This window comes from Microbacterium sp. ProA8, from assembly GCF_039905635.1.
Lineage (GTDB): Bacteria > Actinomycetota > Actinomycetes > Actinomycetales > Microbacteriaceae > Microbacterium > Microbacterium chionoecetis.
Window position 1 is genome coordinate 2,627,286 of record NZ_CP157000.1, and the last position, 20,479, is coordinate 2,647,764.

Consider the following 20,479-nt stretch of genomic DNA (forward strand, 5'->3'; position numbering starts at 1 on the left):
CACGACGGTCACGAGGCGCTCACCGCACCGACCGTGTGGATGCGGCACAGCCCGTAGGCGTGCTCGTCGCGGCAGTGCTCCTCGTAGGGGGCGGTGAACGTCTCGCCCCGCATGATCGTCACGGCGGTGCGGATGCGGCCGAGGAATGCATCCCGACGTTCGTCGTCGAAGGGAGGCTGCCACGGCGTCACGTAGTCGGACTTCGTCGCTGTCGGGCGCAGGACGAGGAGCTTCGCGCCGCCCGAGGCGTGTCCGTCGACTTCGGGGATCGCGCCCGACTCGAACGCCAGCTGGTACGCGCCCAGCTGAGGGTTGTCGAGCACCTTGGCGTCGGTCTGCGGTTCGCGCTTGCCGGTCTTGAGATCCAGGATGACGACGGTTCCCTCCGGAGTGAGCTCGACGCGGTCGATGTATCCCGACAGGATCACACGGTGCTCCTCGGCGGTGGCAGGGTGTTCTTCTGTGCGCGGGAGGTCGTCGAGTGGGATCTCCACCTCGAAGTGCGGCTCCGCGCCGATCAGCGTGCCGCCGGCGTCGTCGAAGCGGCGCAGATAGAGGTGCAGGCGCCGCACGAGGTCCCGCGCCCGGGTCTGCTCGGCGCGATCGCGCCACGCGGCCTCGAACGTCAGCTCGCCCCACCGCGACTGGACCTCGGCCCAGAGCGCGGCTTCGTCGTGCCCGGCCGCGTGCTCCAGAGCGGCATGGATGATCGTGCCCAGGCCCGCCGTCGTGCCGCCGGGGTCGCCGCCGAGATCCGCGATGACCCAGTTGAGCTCGCACTCCTCGAGGGCGTGCAGGCGCGACGGCGAGACGCGGATGTCCTCTCGTGCCAGATCGCGCAGCGGGCCCGTCGAGGTGGGAGCCGAGACGCCGTACCACTCGCGGGGCGCCGCGCCGGGGACCCCGGCATCCGCCAGGAGTGCCAGCTGCCCGGCCGCGCGTTCCGCCGAGCCCGCGGCCGGACCCGCCGTCACCGTTCCCGGGCGGCCGGCGGCCGAGGCCGCGCGCCCGACCTGATGCGTGAGCGTGCGCCGGTGTCGTGCGACGAGCCCGCGCAGCGACACCGGGTGGTCGAGCTCGAACGGCTCGGGGTCGGGCAGCAGCTCGAAGAAGACGCTGGGGCCTGTGTCGTCGTCGTCCACGGCCGTCACGATCAGCCGGGCGGTGGCGCGGGACAGCGCCCGCGCGAGCAGCCGCAGCTCGTCGTGCATCGCCGCGCGACGGCGGTCGAAGGCGCCCATCGTCTCGCCGTCGGCGCGGGTGGCGGCATCCGCCAGTCGCCACGTGTCGAGGAGGCTCCCCCGCAGCCGGGTGTTCGGCCATACGCCGTCCTGCACACCCGCGACGACGACCGTGTCGAACTCCATGCCGAGGGCGCCCGCAGGCGTCATGATGCGCACGCTGTCGTCCCGCGTCGGCGCCTCCAGCCGGTCCTCGGCGACGCCGCTGTCGAGGATCGATCGCACGAAGACCCGCGGATCGGCGTCGAGCGATCGCTCCACGAAGCGCTTGGCCGCCTGGAACAGCGCCACCAGGGCGTCCAGGTCGCGATGAGCCTGCTCCGCGAGAGGACCGTTGCCCCGTGCGAGCTCCGCCCACGTGCGTGCGAGGCCGCTGCGATCCCACGCCGTCCACAGCAGCTCATGCGCGGTGGCACCGCGGTCGAGATCCTCGCGGAGCGCCTGGAGGGTGCGCGCGAGCGACCCCGCCCGTCGCGCCTCCCGGGTGTCGAGCAGGTCGAACTCCAGCGGCTGCCGCATGGCCGACAGCACCAGGTCGCGGCCGGAGCGCTCGACCGTCTCCGCGGCCGGCGCGTTCTCCGCGTGGTCGGCATTCTCGGCGCCCGCCTCGAGCAGCCGGCGCAGTTCGCCGTGGCGCAGCGCCGAACGCAGCCGACGGAGCTCGATGACGTCGAGCCGCCCGTACGTGCCCACGAGTGCCGCCGACACGTCCTCGAAGCTCCAGTCGTCGCGGGAGGCGAGTTCGACGAGCCGCAGCAGGTCTGCCACCGGCCGCACGGCGCCGAGCGCCCGGCCGGGCCCGGCCGAGCGCGCCGGCACCTCTCTGGCCGACAGCTCCGCCTCGAGCGCGGCCACCTGGCGGGTGTCGTGCGCGATCACGGCGCAGTCCCGCCACGGCACGCCGTCGCGGACGTGTCGCTCGCGCAGCACCCGCGCGACGGCGTCGTACTCCTCCGCGGTCGAGCGCAGGCTGAGCACGCGCACCGATTCGTCTGGTTCGGCATCGAGGGCGGCACCGCGGTGCGCGACGACGCCGACGGCGCCGATCCGCTGGGTCACCCGCCCCACGAGGTCGCGCTGCCACGGCGTGCCGCGGTGCCCGCCCGCGAGGACCTGCACCGCCCCGAGGGACGACGCCAGCCGCGCGAAGTTCTCGGGCGTCGCCCCGCGGAACGAGCCGGAGCCGACATCCGGGTCGCCGAATGCGAGCACGGCCCCGCCACGGGCGCGAACAGCCTCGAGCAGCTCCACGCCGCCGAGGGTCAGCTCCTGCGCGTCATCGACGAGCACCACCCGCACCCGGTCGACGGCCGGGCTCCCGGCAGGTGCGGTGCGCAGCAGCCCGACCGCCTCGCGGACCAGCCCGGCGGCATCCCGGTGCGCGCCGCGCATGCCGTCTCGCACCTGCAGGTACTCGGCGAAGAAGGACGACAGCGCGACCCACGCGGGCAGCTCGTGCCGCTCGCCCAGCTCACGCAGCCGTGCGGGCCCAATGCCGAGCGTCGTGCACTCGGCGAGGAACGTGCGCACCTCGGTGCGAAAGCCGGCGGTGCCGCGGATCGCGGCGCCGAGCCAGTCCGGCCAGCGCGGGGCGCCGGCGGCCTCGTCCTCTTCGTCGCCCTCGAGGAGGTCGCGGATGATCTGGTCCTCGTCGCCGCCGGTGAGCAGCTGGGGCGGGTCGGCATCCACGGCGACCGCGTGCGCCCGCACGATCTGGAACGCGTACGAGGCGACCGACCGCGCCAGCGGACCGGTCGTCGCCACCTGCACGGCGAGCCCGAGGCGATCGCGCAACGCCGTCGCCGTCTGTCGCGACGGCGTGAGGACGAGCACGGTGTCGGGGTCGACGCCGGCCTCGACCAGCGCCGCCACGCGCGCGACGAGCGTCTCGGTCTTGCCGGTTCCGGGGGCCCCCACGACGACGCCCGACGCGTCCGCCGGCAGTGCCAGCACGGCCTGCTGCGACGCGTCCGGCGCATATGTCGCGTGGTCATGGCTGCCCGAGGTCACCCTTCGACGCTAGCGCGGCCGGCCGACATCGGCCGTTCGCCCAGAGCGTTCCGGCCGCGGGCGGATGCCCCTCCGCCGTGTCGTAGAGTTGCCATGCGTCCGGGGACCCTCAGCCTTTCGGCAAGAACATCGTCGCCCCGCGCAGGAGGTCAGTCACGTGGAGATCCGCATCGGCATCGCGAACACCGGCCGCGAGCTCAACTTCGACACGAACGAGCCGGCGGCCGACGTGAAGAAGTCCGTCGCCGCAGCGCTCGACGCCGGCGCCACGCACGTGACGTTCGCCGACGCCAAGGGCAACTCGTACATCGTCCCCACCGCGGCACTGGCCTACATCGAGCTCGGCTCCGAGGAATCCCGCCGCGTCGGCTTCGTGGCCTGACCGGATTCGTGACGTGCAGATCCTCATCGCCTTCATCGTCGGCGCGGTCATCGGCGTCGGCATCCACTTCCAGCTGCACCAGCGCCTCACGCGCGGTGTCGTGCTCGCTCCCATGATCGGCGCCGTCTCGGCGGGCCTCGCGTGGGCGATCCTCACGTGGCTGGGCGTCGGCATCGACACCCCGTGGCCCTGGCTGGCGGCGCTGGTGGTGCCGATCGTCGTCACCTACCCGGCGGTTCTGGCGATCTCGCGCAGCCGCGTCGCACACGACGCCCGCGAGAAGACCCGTCTCGGCATCGGCTGACGCCGCCGACACTGCCGTTCAGGCGGCGAGGCCCATCGCGTCCATGCGACGTGAGTGGGCGGCCATGAGCTCGGTGAAGACCGGCTCGACCTTCTGCTCCTCGGCGCGTCCCAGTGACACGGGTCGCAGCGCCGCGCGCGCGATCAGCAGCGTGTCCCCCACCAGTCGGCGGCCCCAGAGCGCGAGCAGCGACTTCCACTCGGGGTCGCTGGCGATGGTCTCGGCGATCAGCTCGACGATGGCCTGGCGGTCGTCGTCGGCCTGGAGGATCCGGGCGACACGGTCACCGGTGTCGCCGTAGCTCGCCGACAGGGCGAGGTAGAAGTCGTCGAGCATCCCCGCGGTGATGTGCACCGACAGCATGGTCTCCTGCGAGCGGACGCCGTGCGTGGCCGCGCGGAAGCCGTCGAGCGGCTCCCGGAACGGGCGCATGATCTCGGTCGGGTCGTCGCCCCGCTCGCGGATCAGCGCGACCAGCGCCTCGTGCTTGGTGAGCGCGGCGCCGGCAGCACGCGACACCGCCTCCTTCTCGCCGAGCTCGGGAGTGGTCTGGATCAGCTCGGTCAGCGTCTCGAAGAATCCGAGCTGCAGATAGGCGGCCTGGCCGAGGAACGTATCGATGTCGGGAGCCAGCTCTTCGAAGTCGACACGATCGCCGCCGCTCAGCTCGTCACGCGAGCGCAGCTGGAGCTTGCGGCCCGTGTCGCGCCGCTCCCAGAACCACTTCACCATGCACGAAAGCCTACGAGGCGCCGACCTCCACGTGTTCGCACCGGATCCCTCGGGTATCGTGGGTGACGTCCCCGGCGTCGGATCGGGGCGCCCGCGCCTGTGGGAGAGAAGGGCGTGGACCGCACTTCCGCCCGCGCGGTGGCCTCGACGAGGCTGCAACCGCGCCCGGGCAAGAACCCAGGCAGCATCTCACTGTCGGACAGGCACACATCGTGACGACCTTCGCCGAACTCGGCGTTGATCAGGACATCGTCGAGGCTCTTGCCGTAAAAGGCATCGTCGACGCGTTCCCCATCCAGGAGCAGACCATCCCCCTCGGCCTTCCCGGCCAGGACATCATCGGCCAGGCCAAGACCGGCACCGGCAAGACGTTCGGCTTCGGCATCCCCGTCGTCCAGCGTCTCGGACCCACCCCGGCGCCCGGCGTCAAGGCGCTCATCGTGGTGCCGACCCGCGAGCTGTGCGTCCAGGTCTACGAAGACATGGACATGCTGACGTCGGGCCGGCCGACGAGCGTCGTCGCCATCTACGGCGGCAAGGCCTACGAGGGCCAGATCGACCAGCTGAAGGCCGGCGCGCAGATCGTCGTGGGCACCCCGGGGCGCCTCATCGACCTGAACAACCAGCGCCTCCTCGACCTCTCGCACGCGACCGAGGTCGTGCTCGACGAGGCCGACAAGATGCTCGACCTCGGCTTCCTGCCCGACATCGAGAAGATCTTCTCGAAGGTGCCGGCCATCCGTCACACGCAGCTCTTCTCGGCCACGATGCCCGGCCCGATCGTCGCCCTCGCGCGCCGGTTCATGTCGAACCCCATCCACATCCGCGCGACCGATCCCGACGAGGGCCTCACGCAGGCGAACATCAAGCACCTCGTCTACCGGGCGCACTCGCTGGACAAGGACGAGGTCATCGCGCGCATCCTGCAGGCCGAGGGTCGCGGCAAGTCCGTCATCTTCACCCGCACCAAGCGCGCCGCCCAGAAGCTCGTCGACGAGCTGAACGATCGCGGCTTCAACGCCGGCGCCGTGCACGGCGACATGAGCCAGGAGGCGCGCGAGCGCTCGATGGCGGGCTTCAAGGCGGGCAAGAAGGACGTGCTCATCGCCACCGACGTGGCCGCGCGCGGCATCGACGTCGACGACGTCACGCACGTCATCAACCACACCATCCCCGACGACGAGAAGGCGTACCTGCACCGCGCCGGTCGCACCGGCCGTGCCGGCAAGACCGGCATCGCGGTCACCTTCGTGGACTGGGACGACCTGCACAAGTGGGCCCTCATCAACCGTGCGCTCGAGTTCGGTCAGCCGGAGCCCGTCGAGACGTACTCCTCGAGCCCGCACCTGTTCACCGATCTCGACATCCCGGCCGGCACGAAGGGGCGCATCGTGACCGCCCCGAAGACCCAGGCCGTCCGCGTGCAGCCCGAGCGGGCGACGGATGCCGCAGCCGAGGTCGAGACGAACGGACAGGCCCCCGCGCGCCGGCGTCGTCGGCGCCGCGGCGGTGACGCCGAGCGCGTCGGCTCGACGTTCGAGCCGCTCGAAGGCGCAGGTTCCGCCCCGTCGGAGAACGGCACGACGTCCCCGGACGGCGACCGCTCGACCGAGGGCGGCGGCACGCACGACGGCGGCGGCAAGGAGCACCACGACGGAAAGCCCGCGCCCCGCCGGCGCCGGCGTCGCCGTGGCGGCAGCGGCGGAGGGTCCGCCCCCGCGGGCGGCGCCACGGTCGGCGCCTGATTCGTCTTCACCGGTCGCGGTGCCGTCACACGGCACCGCGACCGCGCTATGGTGAGCGCAAGCGGCGCACGTGGCGCCGCAACCTCGCAGTCAAGAAAGGCGAATCGTGCACATCCTCGATGCCGTCACCACCGCATATGAGTACCAGGGCTTCTGGGGCTCCTTCTGGGACATCATCTGGTGGTTCCTCTGGATCTTCTTCTTCATGGCGTACCTGTTCGCGCTGTTCGCCGTCATCGGCGACCTGTTCCGCGACCACACGCTGAACGGGTGGTGGAAGGCGGTCTGGATCATCTTCCTGATCTTCGTCCCGTTCCTGACGCTGCTCGTCTACCTGATCGCCCGCGGCAACGGCATGGCCCAGCGCAGCGCGAAGCAGGCGGCCGAGCTGCAGAGCGCGCAGGACGCCTACATCAAGTCCGTGGCGGGCTCCGGCGGCGCCAGCGCTGCCGACGAGATCGCCAAGGCCAAGGGTCTGCTGGACGCCGGCACGATCACGCAGGCCGAGTACGACGCGCTGAAGGCCCGGGCGCTGAGCTGATCAGCACTCGGGGCTGATCAGCTCAGAGCTGATCGCGACCGCGAAACGCCCCTGTCCGCCCTCACGGGTAGACGGGGGCGTTTCCGGTCGCCCGCGCGATGATGCGCGCGACCATCTCGTCGGTGGTGGTGTTCTCGCCCGGCTGATTGGGCTTTCCCAGGCCGTGGTAGTCGCTCGAGCCGGTGACGATGAGATCGCGTTCCCGGCAGAGCTCCCGCAGGGTGGTGAGCGCGGGGTCCCGGTTCTCGCGGTGTCCCAGTTCGAAGCCCGCGAGGCCGGCATCCAGCATCCGCTCCATCAGCCGCTGGGGCAGCAGCCCGGCCCGGCCCGCGGGGTGGGCGATGACGGGCACTCCCCCGGCGCCGGCGACGAGCCCCACGGCGGTCACCGGATCGGGGGCGTACAGCGCGACGTAGTAGTCGCCGCCGGGGTTCAGTATTCCGGCGAAGGCCTCCGCCCGATCGCGCACGAGGCCCCGCGCCACGAGGGCGTCGGCGATGTGCGGGCGGCCGACGGTCGCGCCGTCGGTCGTCTGCTCGAGGATGTCGTCCCACACCACGTCGTAGTCGCGGGAGATCCGGTCGGCCATGAGCCGTGCGCGATCGAGCCGCGACGAGCGGATGCGGGTGGTCTCAGCCCGCAGTGCCGGCTCGTCGGGATCGGGCAGGTACGCCAGCACGTGAACGCTCCGCCATTCGTGGCGCGCCGACAGCTCCATGCCGGGCACGAACGTCATGCCGAGCGAGGTCGCCGCATCCGCCGCCTCGGCCCACCCCGACGTCGTGTCGTGGTCGGTCAGCGCCGCGGTCCGCACCCCGTGCCGGTGGGCGGACGCCATCACCTCGGCCGGGGGCTGCGTGCCGTCGGAGTTCGCCGAGTGCAGATGCAGATCGCTCGGTCCTTCGAAGCGCTGGGAGCCGGGCATCCTCCGAGGGTAGCGCGGCGCCGACTCGCGCCACGCCCGCGGCGCTGACGGATCTCACAGCCTGCTCGCATAGAGTCGCCGTCGTGCTTCGCCTGCTCGGGATCCTGGTGATCGCGCTGAGCGCGATCGCCTCAGCGGTGCTCACGTTCCCCGGCTTCTTCCGCGTCGAGCGCATCTACCCGATCGCCCAGATCGTGTCGTTCCGCGGCATCCTCGCGCTCGCCTTCGCCGCTGCCGCGCTGCTGGCGCTCCTCTTCGCGATCGTGCGGCCGCTGCGCGCGTTCGCCCTGTCGATCGCGCTCCTCGCCGGCATCGCGACGGTGGCGAACGTCGCGGTGCTGTCGGGGCGCGGCGGCCTCGGCACCGACCCGCTCCCGGCCAAGACCGACGCGAGCATCCGCGTGATGACCTGGAACACGGCGGGTCCGGCGACGCCGCCCGAGACGATCGCGAAGATCGCCGTGGCGATGGATGCCGACATCGTGGCCCTCCCCGAGACCACCATCGAGACGGGCGAGAGCGTCGCCCTCGCGATGCGCGACCTCGGACACCGGATGTGGGCGCACCACGCCTCCGATCCCTCCACGGAATGGGATGCCGGATCGACGACGCTGCTGATCTCGCCCGACTTGGGCGACTACGCGGTCATCGAGTCCTCCCTCGACGGGACGAGCAACACCTCCACCGTGCCCAGCGCCGTCGCGATGCCGGTGTCGGGCGAGGGCCCCATCGTGGTGGCCGTGCACGCGGTCGCCCCTCGGCCGAGCTACATGCAGAGCTGGCGCGACGACCTGCAGTGGCTGGCGGATCAGTGCGGCGACGGCAACGTGATCATGGCCGGCGACTTCAACGCGACCGTCGACCACATGGCCGGTCTCGGGCTCGACGGCGGCACCCTCGGCCACTGCACCGACGCCGCCGTCCAAACCGGCAACGGCGCGCTCGGCACCTGGTCGGCGCAGATGCCGGCCATCCTCGGCACCCCCATCGACCACGTGATGGCCACGCCTCAGTGGCGCGCATCCGGGTCATTGGTGCTGCGGTCGCTCGACGACTCGGGCTCGGACCATCGCCCGCTGATCGTGCAGTACGAGCCGGCCGGCTGAGCCTGTCTCGCGCCCGCGGTCGCGTGCGAGACTGGAGGGCATGAGCAGCGCAGCCAGCGAGCAGTCCACCGGCGCCACGAGCACCACCGAGACCGCGACCCCGCCCTCCACCAGCACCAACCGCCGCCAGCCATTCGGTCAGGGCTTCCTCGACACCATCTCCACCGGGTGGGCCGAGCGTCCCGACACGATGCCGCCCGCGCGCGCGCAGGCGCCGTTCGCCGCGGCGCGCCGCGACGCCGTCTCTGCCGCCTTCCCCGGCAAGCGCCTGGTGATCCCCGCGGGCGAGCTGAAGCAGCGCAGCAACGACACCGACTACCCCTTCCGCGCGCATTCCGCGTTCTCGCACCTGACGGGCTGGGCGTCGGACTCGGAGCCCGGTGGCGTTCTGGTGTTCGAGCCCCGCACCTCCGGCGGTCACGAGGTCACGCTGTACTTCCGCGAGCGCGCCGACCGCACGACGAGCGAGTTCTACTCGGATGCCTCGATCGGCGAGTTCTGGATCGGTCCGCGCCCCGCGCTGGCCGGCGTCGGCGCCGAGCTCGGTCTCGCCACCGCGCACATCGACGACTTCGAGGCGGCCGACGGCGACGTCGTGCTCGACGAGGACGACGAGCTGACGCGGTTCGTCTCGGAGCTGCGGCTGGTGAAGGACGCCTACGAGATCGGCCAGATGGAGCTCGCCGTCCAGGTCACAGCCTCCGGCTTCGACGACATCGTCGCGCATCTCCCGGCCATCGTCGAGCATCCCCGCGGCGAGCGCATCGTCGAGGGCGTGTTCCATCAGCGGGCGCGCAGCGACGGCAACGCGGTCGGCTACGACACGATCGCGGCATCCGGTCCCCACGCCTGCTACCTGCACTGGACGCGCAACGACGGCGCCGTCGTGCCGGGCGATCTCATCCTGATCGACGCCGGCGTCGAGGTCGACAGCCTCTACACCGCCGACATCACTCGCACGCTGCCGGTGAGCGGCCGCTTCACCGACGTGCAGCGCAAGGTCTACGAGACGGTGCGCGAGGCTGCCGACGCGGCCTTCGCGGCCGCGAAGCCGGGGGTGAAGTTCCGCTCGGTGCACGAGGCGGCGATGCAGGTGATCGCGGCGCGGGTCGCCGAATGGGGCCTGCTGCCGGTGTCGGCGGAGGAGGCTCTCGATGCCGACAGCGGCGGCCACCACCGCCGCTACATGGTGCACGGCACGAGCCACCACCTCGGCATCGACGTGCACGACTGCGCGCAGGCGCGTCGTGACATGTACTACGACGGCATCCTGGAGCCGGGCATGGTCTTCACGATCGAGCCGGGCCTGTACTTCCAGATCGACGACCTCACCGTCCCGGAGGAGTACCGCGGGATCGGCGTGCGCATCGAGGACGACATCCTGATGACGGCGGACGGCCCGGTCAACCTGTCGGCCGCCATCCCGCGTACCGCCGACGAGGTCGAGGCCTGGATCGCCGGAGCCCGCTGAGCGCTGTGACGTACACCGCTGCACCGTCGTTCACGACGCGCCCGACGCTGACGGGCACCTTCGGCATGTCGGCATCGACGCACTGGCTCGCGACGGCCACCGCGCAGGCGGTGCTGGAACGCGGCGGCAACGCGTTCGACGCGTCGGTCGCCGCAGCGTTCGTGCTCCACGTCGTCGAACCGCATCTGAACGGTCCGGGCGGCGACCTGGTGGCGATCTTCCAGCAGAAGGATGCTGCCGCCCCGACGGTGCTCATGGGCCAGGGGCCGGCGCCCGCCCGGGCGACGATCGAGCACTATCGCGGCGAGGGTCTCGATCTGGTGCCCGGCGCCGGCGGACTCGCCGCGGCGGTGCCGGGCGCCGTCGACGCCTGGCTCCTGCTGCTGCGAGACCACGGCACGTGGGAGCTCACCGACGTCTTGGCGTACGCGATCGGCTACGCCCGCGACGGGCACCCGCTGGTGGCGGGCGCGGCCGCGACGATCGCGCGCGTGGCCGAGTTGTTCCGCGGCGACTGGCCGACGTCCGCGGAACTGTGGATGCCGGAGAACGAACCGCCGGCGGCGGGTCGGATCATGCGCAATCCGGCGTATGCCGCCGTTCTCGACGGGCTCGTGCACGCTTCGTGCACGGTGCGCGACGACGGCCCGGTGGGCCGTGCCGCCCGCATCGACGCCGCACGCCGGGAGTGGCGGACCGGGATCGTCGCACACGAGGCGTCGGCGTTCCTGGCGCAGCCGCATCGGCACTCCGACGGCGGCGCGCACGCGGGCGTCATCACGCCGGACGACTTCGCCGCCTTCGAGGCCGGCTACGAGACGGCGGTGACGCGGGAGTTCCGCGGCCGCACCATCGCCAAGGCCGGGGCATGGACGCAGGGTCCGGCGCTGCTGCAGACACTCGGCGTGCTCGAACCGCTCGCCGACGATCTCCTGGATCCCTCGCAGGAAGCCGGCGCGCACACGATCCTCGAGGCGCAGAAGCTCGCGTACGCCGACCGCGACGGCTGGTTCGGCGATGACGAGGTCGACCTCGACGCGTTGCTGTCGGCCGACTATCTGGACGCTCGACGCTCCCTCATCAGCGAGACCGCTTCTGCGGAGTTCCGGCCCGGCTCGCTGCCGGGGCGAACCGCGTTCCGCCCGCCGCTGCGCACGGCATACGACGCGCCCCGGCTCGGCACCGGCGAGCCGACGGTCGCACCCGCCGAGCCGCGCGTGTCGTCGTCGGGCGAGACGCGGGGCGACACCTGCCATCTGGACGTGATCGACCGCTGGGGCAACATCGTCTCTGCGACGCCGTCGGGCGGGTGGCTCCAGTCCTCGCCGACGATCCCCGCCCTCGGGTTCTGCCTGGGCACGCGCCTGCAGATGACGTGGCTCGAGCCGGGGCATCCGTCATCCCTCATGCCGGGAAGGCGTCCGCGCACGACCCTCACTCCGACGCTCGTGCTGCGTGACGGGCGTCCGGAGTTCGCGATCGGCTCCCCCGGTGGCGACCAGCAGGACCAGTGGCAGCTGCTGGCCCTCCTGCGCATCATCGTGGGCGGCTACTCGCCGCAGCAGGCGATCGATGCGCCCGCGCTGCACACGACCTCGCTCCCGGAGTCGTTCTGGCCGCGCACCTGGACGCCCGCCGGCGCGGTCGTCGAGAACCGCCTCGGCGATGCGCTGATCGCCGGCCTCGAACGCCGCGGCCACGTGGTGACGCGCGCCGGCGACTGGGCGCTCGGCCGGGTGTCGGCCGTCGGACGGGATGCCGACACCGGCGTCCTCTGGGGCGCCGCCAACCCGCGCGGCATGCAGGGGTACGCCGCAGGTCGGTGAGCAAGGCTACGCCGCAGGTCGGTGAGCAAGGCGCGCCGGCAGTCCACCCCGGTTCAGGCAGCAGCCCGAACCTGCGGGCCCACGTAGCGCGCTGAGGGCCGGATGATCTTCGGGTCGCGTGCCTGCTCGAGGATGTGTGCGGTCCACCCGATGGTGCGGCCGACGGCGAACGTCGGGGTGAACATCGATCGGGGCAGGCCGCACCGCTCCATCACGAGCGCCGCCCAGAACTCGACGTTGGCGTGAAGTTCGCGCCCGGGCTTCGCCTCCGCGAGCAGCCGTTCCGCCGTCTCCTGAAATCGCACGGCCAGCTCCACCCGCGCACCGCCGGTGCGCAGTGCGACCTCCTTCATCAGCTCGGCGCGCGGGTCCGCGGTGCGGTACACGGCGTGCCCGAATCCCATCAACCGACGGCCCGCGGCGAGTTCGCCGCGGATCCACGGCTCGATGCGGTCGGCCGTTCCGACGGCATCGAGCCCGTCGAGCGCGCGGGACGGCGCCCCGCCGTGCAGCGGGCCGGTGAGAGCGCCGAGGGCCCCGACGAGGCAGGCCGCGGCATCCGCTCCCGTCGAGGCGATGACCCGGGCGGTGAAGGTCGAGGCGTTGAAGCCGTGGTCCATGACGGCGATGAGGTAGGCGGTGAGCGCACGCTCCGTCGCTTCGTCGGGGACGGCGCCCGTCACCTGGTGCAGGTAGTTCGCGACGACGCCGCGGCCCTCGTGAGCCGGCAGCACCGCCTCCCCGTGGGCACGTCGCCACAGCGCGACGACGATGACGGGCGTCCACGCAGCCAGCGAGATCGCATCATCGAGGCGCTGGTCCTCGTCGAGGTCGTACAGCGGACGGATGCCGCGCCGAGCGCCGAGCAGCGGCCAGGCCGCCGCGAGCCCGGCGAGCACGTCCGGCGTCGCCGAGGCCGCGGCCGCTACGGCGGCTTCGACGTCATCGCGTCGTTCCAGAGCGGCGGCGACGCGGCCGGCGAACGCCCCGCGCGAGGCATCCGTCGCCGCGTCGCCGGTCACCAGCAGCTGCCACGCGTCCTCGAACGTCGCCGACGCGGCGAGCTCGATCGCGGAGCGATCGCGGTACTGGTAGAAGCCCTCGTCGCCCCGGACGTCGCTGACCGCCGTCTCTGCGACGACGACGCCGGCGAGCCCCCGCGGCACGTCGATCGGGGTGGGTGCTGTCATGGCGCTCATTTCGGCTCCTTGTGGTCAGGCGAATCGTGGTCGAGCGAATGGGGTCGGGGGAACCGCGAAACGGTCCCGGCGGGGCGATGCCGCTACAGTCAGTGTCGGAACTTGATCGTGCGTTCGTCAATCTTGATCGGATCAACATCATGAGCGATCTGCCACGCCTCACCGCCGCCGAGACGGCGGCGCGACTCGGCGTCAAGCCGGAGTCTCTGTACGCGTACGTGTCACGAGGGCTGCTCTCGCGCGAACGCGACGCCGCCGGGTCGTCCTTCGATCCGCTCGAGGTCGAGGCGTTCGCGCGCCGTCGCCGGCGGGCGACGAGCCCCGCGCCGGGAACGACCGTGCGCGACTCTCGGGCAGCGGGCACGCCGCTCATGGTGCTCGACACGAGCCTGGCCCACATCGACGAAGACGACGAACTGCGCTTCCGGGGACGCTCCGCAGCGCGACTGGCGCGCGAGCACTCGTTCGAGGAGGTCGTGGCATGGCTCTGGAACGTGCCGTCGCTCCGAGGACCCTCGAGCGAAGATCTGACGGTGGCCCGGCGCACGATCGCGGCGCTCGGTGAGACCGCCTCGGCACTGGATCGCGTGCAGATCGCCGTCACCGCGCTCGGCGCCACCGACCCGCTCCGTGACGACCCCGACCCGTCGCAGCTGATCCGTGTTGGCGCCCGGCTGCTCACCGGTCTTCCCGCGGCGCTCGCTCCGGACGGCGAAGCGAGGACGATCGCGCACACGCTGTGGCGCGCGTTGGGCGGCTCGGCGCGTCCCGAGGGGATTCGCATCCTGGACGCCGCGCTCGTGCTGGTGATCGACCACGACCTCGCCGTCTCGACGCTCGCCGCGCGGGTGGCCGCGTCGGCACGCGCCTCGGGCTACGCGGTGGTCACGGCAGCGCTGGGGGCGTTCGACGCACCGCTGCACGGCACGGCGAGCCGTGCCGCCGTCCGCATGCTGCGTGGCGTACTCGACGGCGATCCGCCATCCACGGCGATCGCCCGGGCGGTGCGCGACGGCGGGCGCGGCATCCCGGGCTTCGGGCAGGCGCTGTATGCCGGCGGCGACATGCGCGCGACCGTCCTGCTCGAGATGCTGCGTGAGATGCCCGAGAGCACCGACGTGCTGGCGGCGGTGGATGCGGTCGCCGATGAGGTCGCGCGCCGTGCCGAGACCCGACCCAACCTCGACCTCGCACTGGCGGCGCTCACGCTGTGGTCGGACATGCCCGAGGATGCGGGCGCGGTCATCTTCGCGATCGGCCGCATCGCCGGGTGGATCACCCATGCGCTCGACGAGTACGACGAGCGCCCGATGCGGTTGCGACCCCGCGGCCGCTACGTCGGCCCCGCCCCCGAGTGACGCCGCATCCAGGCGGCGACCTGCGGGGCGAGGTCGGCGGCGATCTCGGCCGGCGGACGCTTGCGGCCCTTCACCTCGAACGAGTGCCCGCCGCCGTCGATCCACCCGATCTCGGCCGTCTGACACGAGGCGACCGCCGCCTCGAGCTGGTCGTGTGGATCGATGAAGGGGTCGTTGGTGCCTTCGACGAACAGCTGCGGCTGCGGCACATCCGGCAGGTGGGCGGTGCGGGCCTTGTCGGGGCTTCCGGGCGGGTGCAGCGGATAGCCGAGGTAGACCAGCCCCGCCGGGTCGATCACGCCCTCCGCCGCCGCCATCGACGCCATGCGTCCGCCGTACGACTTCCCCATCGCGAAAACCGGCGCGTCACCTGCTCGGGCGGCCAGTTCGGCGTGGACGGCCGCCCACGTGGCGACCGCGTGCGCCGCGGGTCCCGGCATCCGTCTGCCGGCTTCGACGTACGGGAAGTTGAACCGCAGGGTTGCGACCCCCTCCCGCGCGAGGGCGTCGGCGAAGCCGGTGAGGAACGGATGCCGGTACCCGGCGCCGGCGCCGTGCGCCAGCGCGGCGAAGGCCCAGAGCGACGCGGGTGCCACCAGGTCGACTGACACGTCGGCACTCCCGTTGGGCAGCGCCACGGCGATCCGCCAGGAATCGCCGGCCGCGGTCATGCGCGGTCGCCGTCCTCGCCGCGCGGCTGCTCCGACACGTCGGCTCGATCGGTCTCGGCATCCGCCGGGGCGGGATCCGTGGCGTCCGCCGGGAGAGGATCGGCGGTGTCCGCCGGGCCGGGGTCGCCGGCGCCGGCCGGGCGCGGGTCAGCCGGCGCGGATTCGGCCGCGGCATCCGGGGTCGGCACGACCCGCTCGCCGTACTTCGGCGGCTCCGGCGGGGACGCCGGCTCGGGTGCAGCGGGCGTCGCGGGTACGGCGGGCGCCGGCGATGCGGCGCGCGAGGCCGCGGCGGCGGACGCGGCGGGGGCCGTGGGCACCTGGGGGCCGAGCACCTGACGCGCGCGATGCACGCTGTTGTCGGTCACGGTGATCTCGTAGTGGTCGGCGACGACCTGCATGACCGACGCGTAGTCGCGCCGACGACGGACGAACGAGTACGTGACGATGCTGAGCAGCATGCCGATGGCGATGCCCACGAACAACACGCCCACGAACGCCTGGATCGGCACCGACGGGGAGCCGATCACGAGGATCGCGGAGAAGAGCAGTCCGAGGAGGAGTCCGTTGACCGCGCCCGAGCGCGCGGCTGATGCGTAGCCGAGGCGTCCGGTGATCCGCTCGATCGAGCGGAGCCCCTGACCGACGATCGCGATGTCCCGCGCCGGTATGTCGGCGGCGATGAGCGATGACACCGCCTTCTGCGCCGCCTCGTACGTCGGGAAGCTCGCCACGGCCTGACCCACCGCGTCGGATCCCTGCGCGGAGCGCCCTCCCATCATGGTCATCTCCCCATCCTCCCATGGCACGCGGACTACGCTGGGACGTGTGAGCACGCAGAGGGTTTTCGTCGCGCGCCTGTCAGGGTGCTCGGTCTTCGACCCCGCCGGCGACCGTCTCGGCAAGGTCCGCGACGTCGTCGTCATCTACCGAAAAGACGATCCGCCCCGCGTGATCGGGCTCGTGGTGGAGATCCCGGGCCGCCGCCATGTCTTCGTCTCCATCGGCCGCGTCACCTCCATCGCCACGGGCCAGGTCATCACCACCGGCCTCATCAATGTGCGGCGCTTCCAGCAGCGCGGCGGTGAGGTGCGCGTCATGGCCGAGATGCTCGGCCGCAAGGTGTTCTTCGCCGACGGCTCCGGCACCGCCGTGATCGAAGACGTCGCGATCGAGCGCAACCGGCTCGGCGAATGGGATGTCGGCCAGCTCTTCCTGCGCAAGCCCAAGACGAGCGCTTCCCCCTTCGCCAAGGGTCCGACGACGTTCGCGACCTGGGATGCCGTGCGCGAGAGCCAGGTGCCTGGTGAGGCCCAATCGGCCGAGCAGCTCGTGGCCACCTACTCCGAGCTGCGCCCCGCCGATCTCGCCAACACGCTGCTCGATCTTCCGGAGGACCGACTTCTCGAGGTGGTCGACGAGCTCCCCGACGACCGGCTCGCCGACGCGCTCGAAGAGATGCCCGAGGGCGACCAGGTGCACATCCTCGAGGCCCTCGACGACGAGCGCGCCGCCGACATCCTCGACGCGATGGAGCCCGACGACGCGGCCGACCTTCTGGGTCAGCTCCCGGAGGACCAGCGCGAGGAGTTCCTCGACCTCATGGAGCCCGAGGAGGCCGAGGATGTCCGCGCCCTCCTGAAGTACGGCCCCGACACGGCGGGCGGTCTCATGACCAGCGAGCCCATCGTGCTGTCCGCCGACGCGACGATCGCGGAGGCGCTCGCGCTCATCCGCCGTCACGAGCTGCACCCGGCGCTCGCTGCGGCGGTGTTCGTCACCCTGCCCCCGTACGAGACGCCGACCGGCCGACTGCTCGGCACGGTGCACTTCCAGCGGATGCTGCGCTACCCGCCGCACGAGCGGCTCGGTGCCATCATCGACGACACGCTCGACCCCATGCCCGCCACCGCATCCGCCGCCGAAGTGGCGCGTCTGCTCGCGTCCTACAACTTGGTGTCGTTGCCCGTCGTGGATCCCGCCCACCGACTGGTCGGGGCGGTCAGCGTCGATGACGTGCTCGATTACCTGCTGCCCGAGGACTGGCGATCGCATGACGCCGAAGACGACGAACGGCGCCCGGCGTCCGAAGCCGTGCCGACGACGACCGGGAGCACGCTGACGTTCGGCACCGGCAAGGGCGGCGGGAGGAAGCGGTGATGGCACGCAGCAACCGCCACCCTTCGCTCGACGCGCCCCGCGGACGCTCGGGCATGCTGCAGCGCAGCCCTCAGCCGTCCCGCGACAGGTTCGGGCGCTTCTCCGAGGCGTTCGCCCGCGCGATGGGCACCTCGGGCTTCCTCATCGGCATGACGATCTTCGTCGCGGTGTGGCTGGCATGGAACATCTTCATGCCGCCTCAGCTCCAGTTCGACCCGTCTGCGACCAACTTCACCCTGCTGACGCTGATCCTGTCGCTGCAGGCCTCGTACGCGGCGCCCCTCATCCTGTTGGCGCAGAACCGGCAGGACGACCGCGACCGGGTGCAGATCGAGCAGGATCGCCAGCGCGCCGAGCGCAATCTCGCCGACACCGAGTACCTCGCCCGCGAGGTCGTCGCACTGCGCATGGCGGTCAACGACTTCGCCGACCAGGTCGTGACGCGCGAGGTGCTGCGCACCGAGCTGCGCGCCCTGCTCGAGAAGCTCGACAACAGCCCCGAGGTCGATGAGGGCGCCACGCGATGACGGCGGCACACGCGGACGCCGTCCGCACCGCCGTCGGCGCTGTGCCCGACCCCGAGCTGCGCCGACCGATCGGCGAGCTCGACATGGTCCGTGAGATCTCGGTCCGAGACGGTGTCGCGCACGTCGCGATCGCCCTGACCATCGTCGGCTGCCCGGCGGCGGACCGCATCGCGTCCGATGTGCGCGGGGCTGCGGCATCCGTTCCGGGGATCACGGATGTCGCCCTCGAGGTCGGCGTCATGACTCCGGCCGAGCGGCACGCCCTCACGGAACGCCTGCGCGGTGGCCGCGCGCGAGAGATGCCGTTCGGCCCCGGCACGCTCACGCGCGTGATCGCCGTCACGAGCGGAAAGGGCGGCGTCGGAAAGTCCACCGTCACGGCGAATCTCGCTGCCGCGCTCGCCGCCCGCGGGCTCGCGGTCGGACTCGTCGACGCCGACGTGCACGGCTTCTCCATCCCCGGGCAACTGGGCCTCGTCGGGCCCGACGGCGCCGTGCCGCAGCCGACGCGCGTCGACGACCTCATGCTGCCGCCGGTCGCCCACGGGGTGAAGGTCATCTCGATCGGGATGTTCCTGCGCCGCCGCGACGGCGAAGAGGCCGTGGGTGCCGTCGCCTGGCGCGGGCCGATGCTCCACCGCACCGTGCTGCAGTTCCTGACCGACGTCTACTTCGGCGACCTCGACGTCCTGCTGCTGGACATGCCGCCGGGAACCGGCGACGTCGCGATCTCGGTCGGACAGCTCCTGCCCAATGCCGACGTGCTCGTCGTCACGACGCCGCAGGCCGCGGCGTCCGACGTCGCGGTGCGCAGCGGCCTGGTGGCGCGTCAGACCGGGCAGCGGGTGATCGGCGTGATCGAGAACATGTCGGCCATGACCCTGCCGGACGGCACGACCATCGACCTCTTCGGCACCGGTGGCGGCTCCGCTGTCGCTGCGGCACTGTCCCAGCCCGATGCCCAGGTGCCGTTGCTGGCGTCGGTGCCGCTCAGCCCGACGCTGCGGACGGACGCGGATGCCGGCATCCCGGCCGTCATCGCCCATCCCGACGACCCCGCGGCACAGGCGATCGCCGGCGTGGCCGCAGAGCTCGCGCGCACGCCGCGCGGCCTGTCGGGACGCGCGCTCCCGTTCCGCCCGCAGTGACGCGCGGGCGGCGTCAGGTCGCCTCGCTGTCGTAGGGGGTCGGGCCGTCCGCCGGGCCACGGAAGGGCGAGCGCACCGGTGTCGTGGGCGGCGTCTGCGCATCGGTCTCGGCGGTGGTCTGCGCTGCGGCGACGCTCGCCACGGGTGCGTCGTCGAGCAGCGCCTCGCGGATGATTCGCCGCGGGTCGTACTGCCGCGGATCGAGAGTGCGCCAGTCGACGTCGTCGAAGTCCTCACCCATCTCGTCACGCACCCGGGTGCGCGCCGTCGACACCCACTCCCGAGCCCGCTTCGTCAGTCCCGCGAGGGACTCCGCATACCGCGGCAGACGCTCGGGCCCGAGGATGAGTGCCGCGACGAGTCCGATCAGCAGGAGCTTCTCGATCGTGAGCCCGAAGATCATGCCTTCAGATTACCGCCGTGCCTGAGCGATCAGCGCCGCATGGCCACGTAGGCTGGCACGCGGAGGATGCCGATGGGAGAGCAGAGCGCGAACCAGCGGTTCGTCGACGAGGCGACGAGCGAGCCGGAGCACATCGCGCGTGCGCGTGCGCACGCGCTCGAACTCGGCGCCGCACCGATCAGCCCGGCCGTGGGTGCTCAGTGCGCGGTGATCGCGGCGGCATCCCAGGCACTCAACATCGTGGAGATCGGCACGGGCGCCGGCGTCTCCGGCCTCTGGCTGCTTCACGGCTCACCCCGCGCGACCCTCACGACGATCGACAAGGAGCCGGAGCACCTCGGTGCCGCACGGCAGGCATTCGCCGAAGCCCGCATCCCTCCGGCCCGTGCGCGTTTCATCACCGGGCGTGCCGCAGAAGTGCTGCCGCGCATGAACGAGGCCTCCTACGACATCGTGCTGGTGGATGCCGACCCCGACGGTGTCATCGAATACGTCGAGCACGGCCTTCGCCTGGTGCGCGCCGGCGGCACGGTGCTCGTCCCGCGGGTGCTCGCGGGTGGCGGCGTGGCCGACCCCGTGCGTCGCGACCCGGTGACCACCGCCTACCGCTCGCTCATCCAGGAGACCCAGGCGTCACCGGCCGTCATCGGAGCGCTGTCGATCACGGGTGAGGGGCTGCTGCAGCTCACCACCGTGCCCCAGTCCTGACACGTCCGCGAAAAGCGCGAAT

The 20,479-nt window shown here is 72.0% G+C and carries 19 protein-coding genes; 12 read left to right on the forward strand and 7 right to left on the reverse strand.

All coding sequences use genetic code 11. The features are described 5' to 3' along the window. Positions 1-8 precede the first annotated feature (8 nt). The gene (locus tag ABG085_RS11750; protein ID WP_347975926.1) at positions 9-3,251 is read right to left on the reverse strand and encodes an ATP-dependent DNA helicase; all 3,243 of its coding nucleotides are present in this window, start codon (positions 3,249-3,251) and stop codon (positions 9-11) included. Between the two features lie 157 nt (positions 3,252-3,408). Here ABG085_RS11750 and ABG085_RS11755 point away from each other — a divergent pair, with 157 nt between their 5' ends. Together ABG085_RS11755 and ABG085_RS11760 are read left to right on the forward strand one after the other, a co-directional pair. Continuing rightward, the gene (locus tag ABG085_RS11755) at positions 3,409-3,633 is read left to right on the forward strand and encodes a DUF3107 domain-containing protein (RefSeq protein ID WP_163620598.1); all 225 of its coding nucleotides are present in this window, start codon (positions 3,409-3,411) and stop codon (positions 3,631-3,633) included. Positions 3,634-3,646: 13 nt separating this feature from the next. Beyond that, entirely contained in the window at positions 3,647-3,937 is a 291-nt protein-coding gene (locus ABG085_RS11760) for a hypothetical protein (RefSeq protein ID WP_347975927.1), read from the forward strand. A gap of 18 nt (positions 3,938-3,955) precedes the next feature. On the opposite strand, the gene ABG085_RS11765 is transcribed toward ABG085_RS11760, so the two are convergent. Further along, positions 3,956-4,669: a ferritin-like fold-containing protein gene (locus ABG085_RS11765; protein ID WP_347975928.1), complete on the reverse strand. Its 714-nt coding sequence runs from the start codon at positions 4,667-4,669 to the stop codon at positions 3,956-3,958. Positions 4,670-4,881: 212 nt separating this feature from the next. Here ABG085_RS11765 and ABG085_RS11770 point away from each other — a divergent pair, with 212 nt between their 5' ends. Together ABG085_RS11770 and ABG085_RS11775 are read left to right on the forward strand one after the other, a co-directional pair. Beyond that, complete coding sequence (locus ABG085_RS11770; protein ID WP_347975929.1) at positions 4,882-6,414, forward strand: DEAD/DEAH box helicase; 1,533 nt, start codon at positions 4,882-4,884, stop codon at positions 6,412-6,414. A gap of 106 nt (positions 6,415-6,520) precedes the next feature. Further along, on the forward strand, positions 6,521-6,955 hold the full coding sequence (locus ABG085_RS11775) for an SHOCT domain-containing protein (RefSeq protein ID WP_347975930.1): 435 nt from the start codon (positions 6,521-6,523) through the stop codon (positions 6,953-6,955). Between the two features lie 61 nt (positions 6,956-7,016). On the opposite strand, the gene ABG085_RS11780 is transcribed toward ABG085_RS11775, so the two are convergent. Further along, complete coding sequence (locus ABG085_RS11780) at positions 7,017-7,880, reverse strand: PHP domain-containing protein (protein ID WP_347975931.1); 864 nt, start codon at positions 7,878-7,880, stop codon at positions 7,017-7,019. A gap of 83 nt (positions 7,881-7,963) precedes the next feature. On the opposite strand from ABG085_RS11780, the gene ABG085_RS11785 reads away from it, so the two are divergent. The 3 genes from ABG085_RS11785 to ABG085_RS11795 all read left to right on the forward strand — a co-directional run bounded on the left by ABG085_RS11785 (position 7,964) and on the right by ABG085_RS11795 (position 12,283). Continuing rightward, positions 7,964-8,986 carry an endonuclease/exonuclease/phosphatase family protein gene (locus ABG085_RS11785; protein WP_347975933.1) on the forward strand — a complete coding sequence of 341 codons (1,023 nt, stop codon included), beginning with the start codon at positions 7,964-7,966 and terminating at the stop codon, positions 8,984-8,986. Between the two features lie 40 nt (positions 8,987-9,026). Further along, positions 9,027-10,457, forward strand: a complete 1,431-nt coding sequence (locus ABG085_RS11790; RefSeq protein WP_347975934.1) for an aminopeptidase P family protein — start codon at positions 9,027-9,029, stop codon at positions 10,455-10,457. 65 nt (positions 10,458-10,522) lie between these two features. After that, on the forward strand, positions 10,523-12,283 hold the full coding sequence (locus tag ABG085_RS11795) for a gamma-glutamyltransferase (RefSeq protein WP_347979180.1): 1,761 nt from the start codon (positions 10,523-10,525) through the stop codon (positions 12,281-12,283). A gap of 53 nt (positions 12,284-12,336) precedes the next feature. Here ABG085_RS11795 and ABG085_RS11800 read toward each other — a convergent pair whose 3' ends face one another. Beyond that, positions 12,337-13,482: a citrate/2-methylcitrate synthase gene (locus ABG085_RS11800; protein ID WP_347975935.1), complete on the reverse strand. Its 1,146-nt coding sequence runs from the start codon at positions 13,480-13,482 to the stop codon at positions 12,337-12,339. A 140-nt stretch (positions 13,483-13,622) separates the two neighbouring features. Here ABG085_RS11800 and ABG085_RS11805 point away from each other — a divergent pair, with 140 nt between their 5' ends. Further along, a complete protein-coding gene (locus tag ABG085_RS11805; RefSeq protein ID WP_347975936.1) occupies positions 13,623-14,840 on the forward strand; it encodes a citrate/2-methylcitrate synthase in 1,218 nt (405 codons plus the stop codon). Here the strand turns inward: ABG085_RS11805 and ABG085_RS11810 are convergent. Continuing rightward, entirely contained in the window at positions 14,816-15,511 is a 696-nt protein-coding gene (locus ABG085_RS11810) for an alpha/beta family hydrolase (RefSeq protein WP_347975937.1), read from the reverse strand. The genes ABG085_RS11805 and ABG085_RS11810 overlap by 25 nt on opposite strands. After that, entirely contained in the window at positions 15,508-16,299 is a 792-nt protein-coding gene (locus ABG085_RS11815) for a general stress protein (RefSeq protein WP_347975938.1), read from the reverse strand. The genes ABG085_RS11810 and ABG085_RS11815 overlap by 4 nt, the downstream gene beginning before the upstream one ends. A 40-nt stretch (positions 16,300-16,339) precedes the next feature. Between ABG085_RS11815 and ABG085_RS11820 the strand changes: the two genes are divergently transcribed. The 3 genes from ABG085_RS11820 to ABG085_RS11830 are packed head-to-tail and all read left to right on the forward strand — an operon-like array spanning position 16,340 to position 19,346. Then, complete coding sequence (locus ABG085_RS11820; protein WP_347975939.1) at positions 16,340-17,671, forward strand: CBS domain-containing protein; 1,332 nt, start codon at positions 16,340-16,342, stop codon at positions 17,669-17,671. Next, positions 17,671-18,198, forward strand: a complete 528-nt coding sequence (locus ABG085_RS11825) for a DUF1003 domain-containing protein (RefSeq protein ID WP_347975940.1) — start codon at positions 17,671-17,673, stop codon at positions 18,196-18,198. Before ABG085_RS11820 ends, ABG085_RS11825 begins: the two co-directional genes overlap by 1 nt. Beyond that, positions 18,195-19,346 carry a P-loop NTPase gene (locus ABG085_RS11830; RefSeq protein ID WP_347975941.1) on the forward strand — a complete coding sequence of 384 codons (1,152 nt, stop codon included), beginning with the start codon at positions 18,195-18,197 and terminating at the stop codon, positions 19,344-19,346. The genes ABG085_RS11825 and ABG085_RS11830 overlap by 4 nt, the downstream gene beginning before the upstream one ends. A 13-nt stretch (positions 19,347-19,359) precedes the next feature. On the opposite strand, the gene ABG085_RS11835 is transcribed toward ABG085_RS11830, so the two are convergent. Beyond that, positions 19,360-19,749 carry a Sec-independent protein translocase TatB gene (locus ABG085_RS11835; protein WP_347975942.1) on the reverse strand — a complete coding sequence of 130 codons (390 nt, stop codon included), beginning with the start codon at positions 19,747-19,749 and terminating at the stop codon, positions 19,360-19,362. A gap of 72 nt (positions 19,750-19,821) precedes the next feature. On the opposite strand from ABG085_RS11835, the gene ABG085_RS11840 reads away from it, so the two are divergent. Beyond that, positions 19,822-20,457 (forward strand): class I SAM-dependent methyltransferase, encoded by a 636-nt coding sequence (locus ABG085_RS11840; RefSeq protein ID WP_347975943.1) that lies wholly within the window; start codon positions 19,822-19,824, stop codon positions 20,455-20,457. Positions 20,458-20,479: the final 22 nt, after the last annotated feature.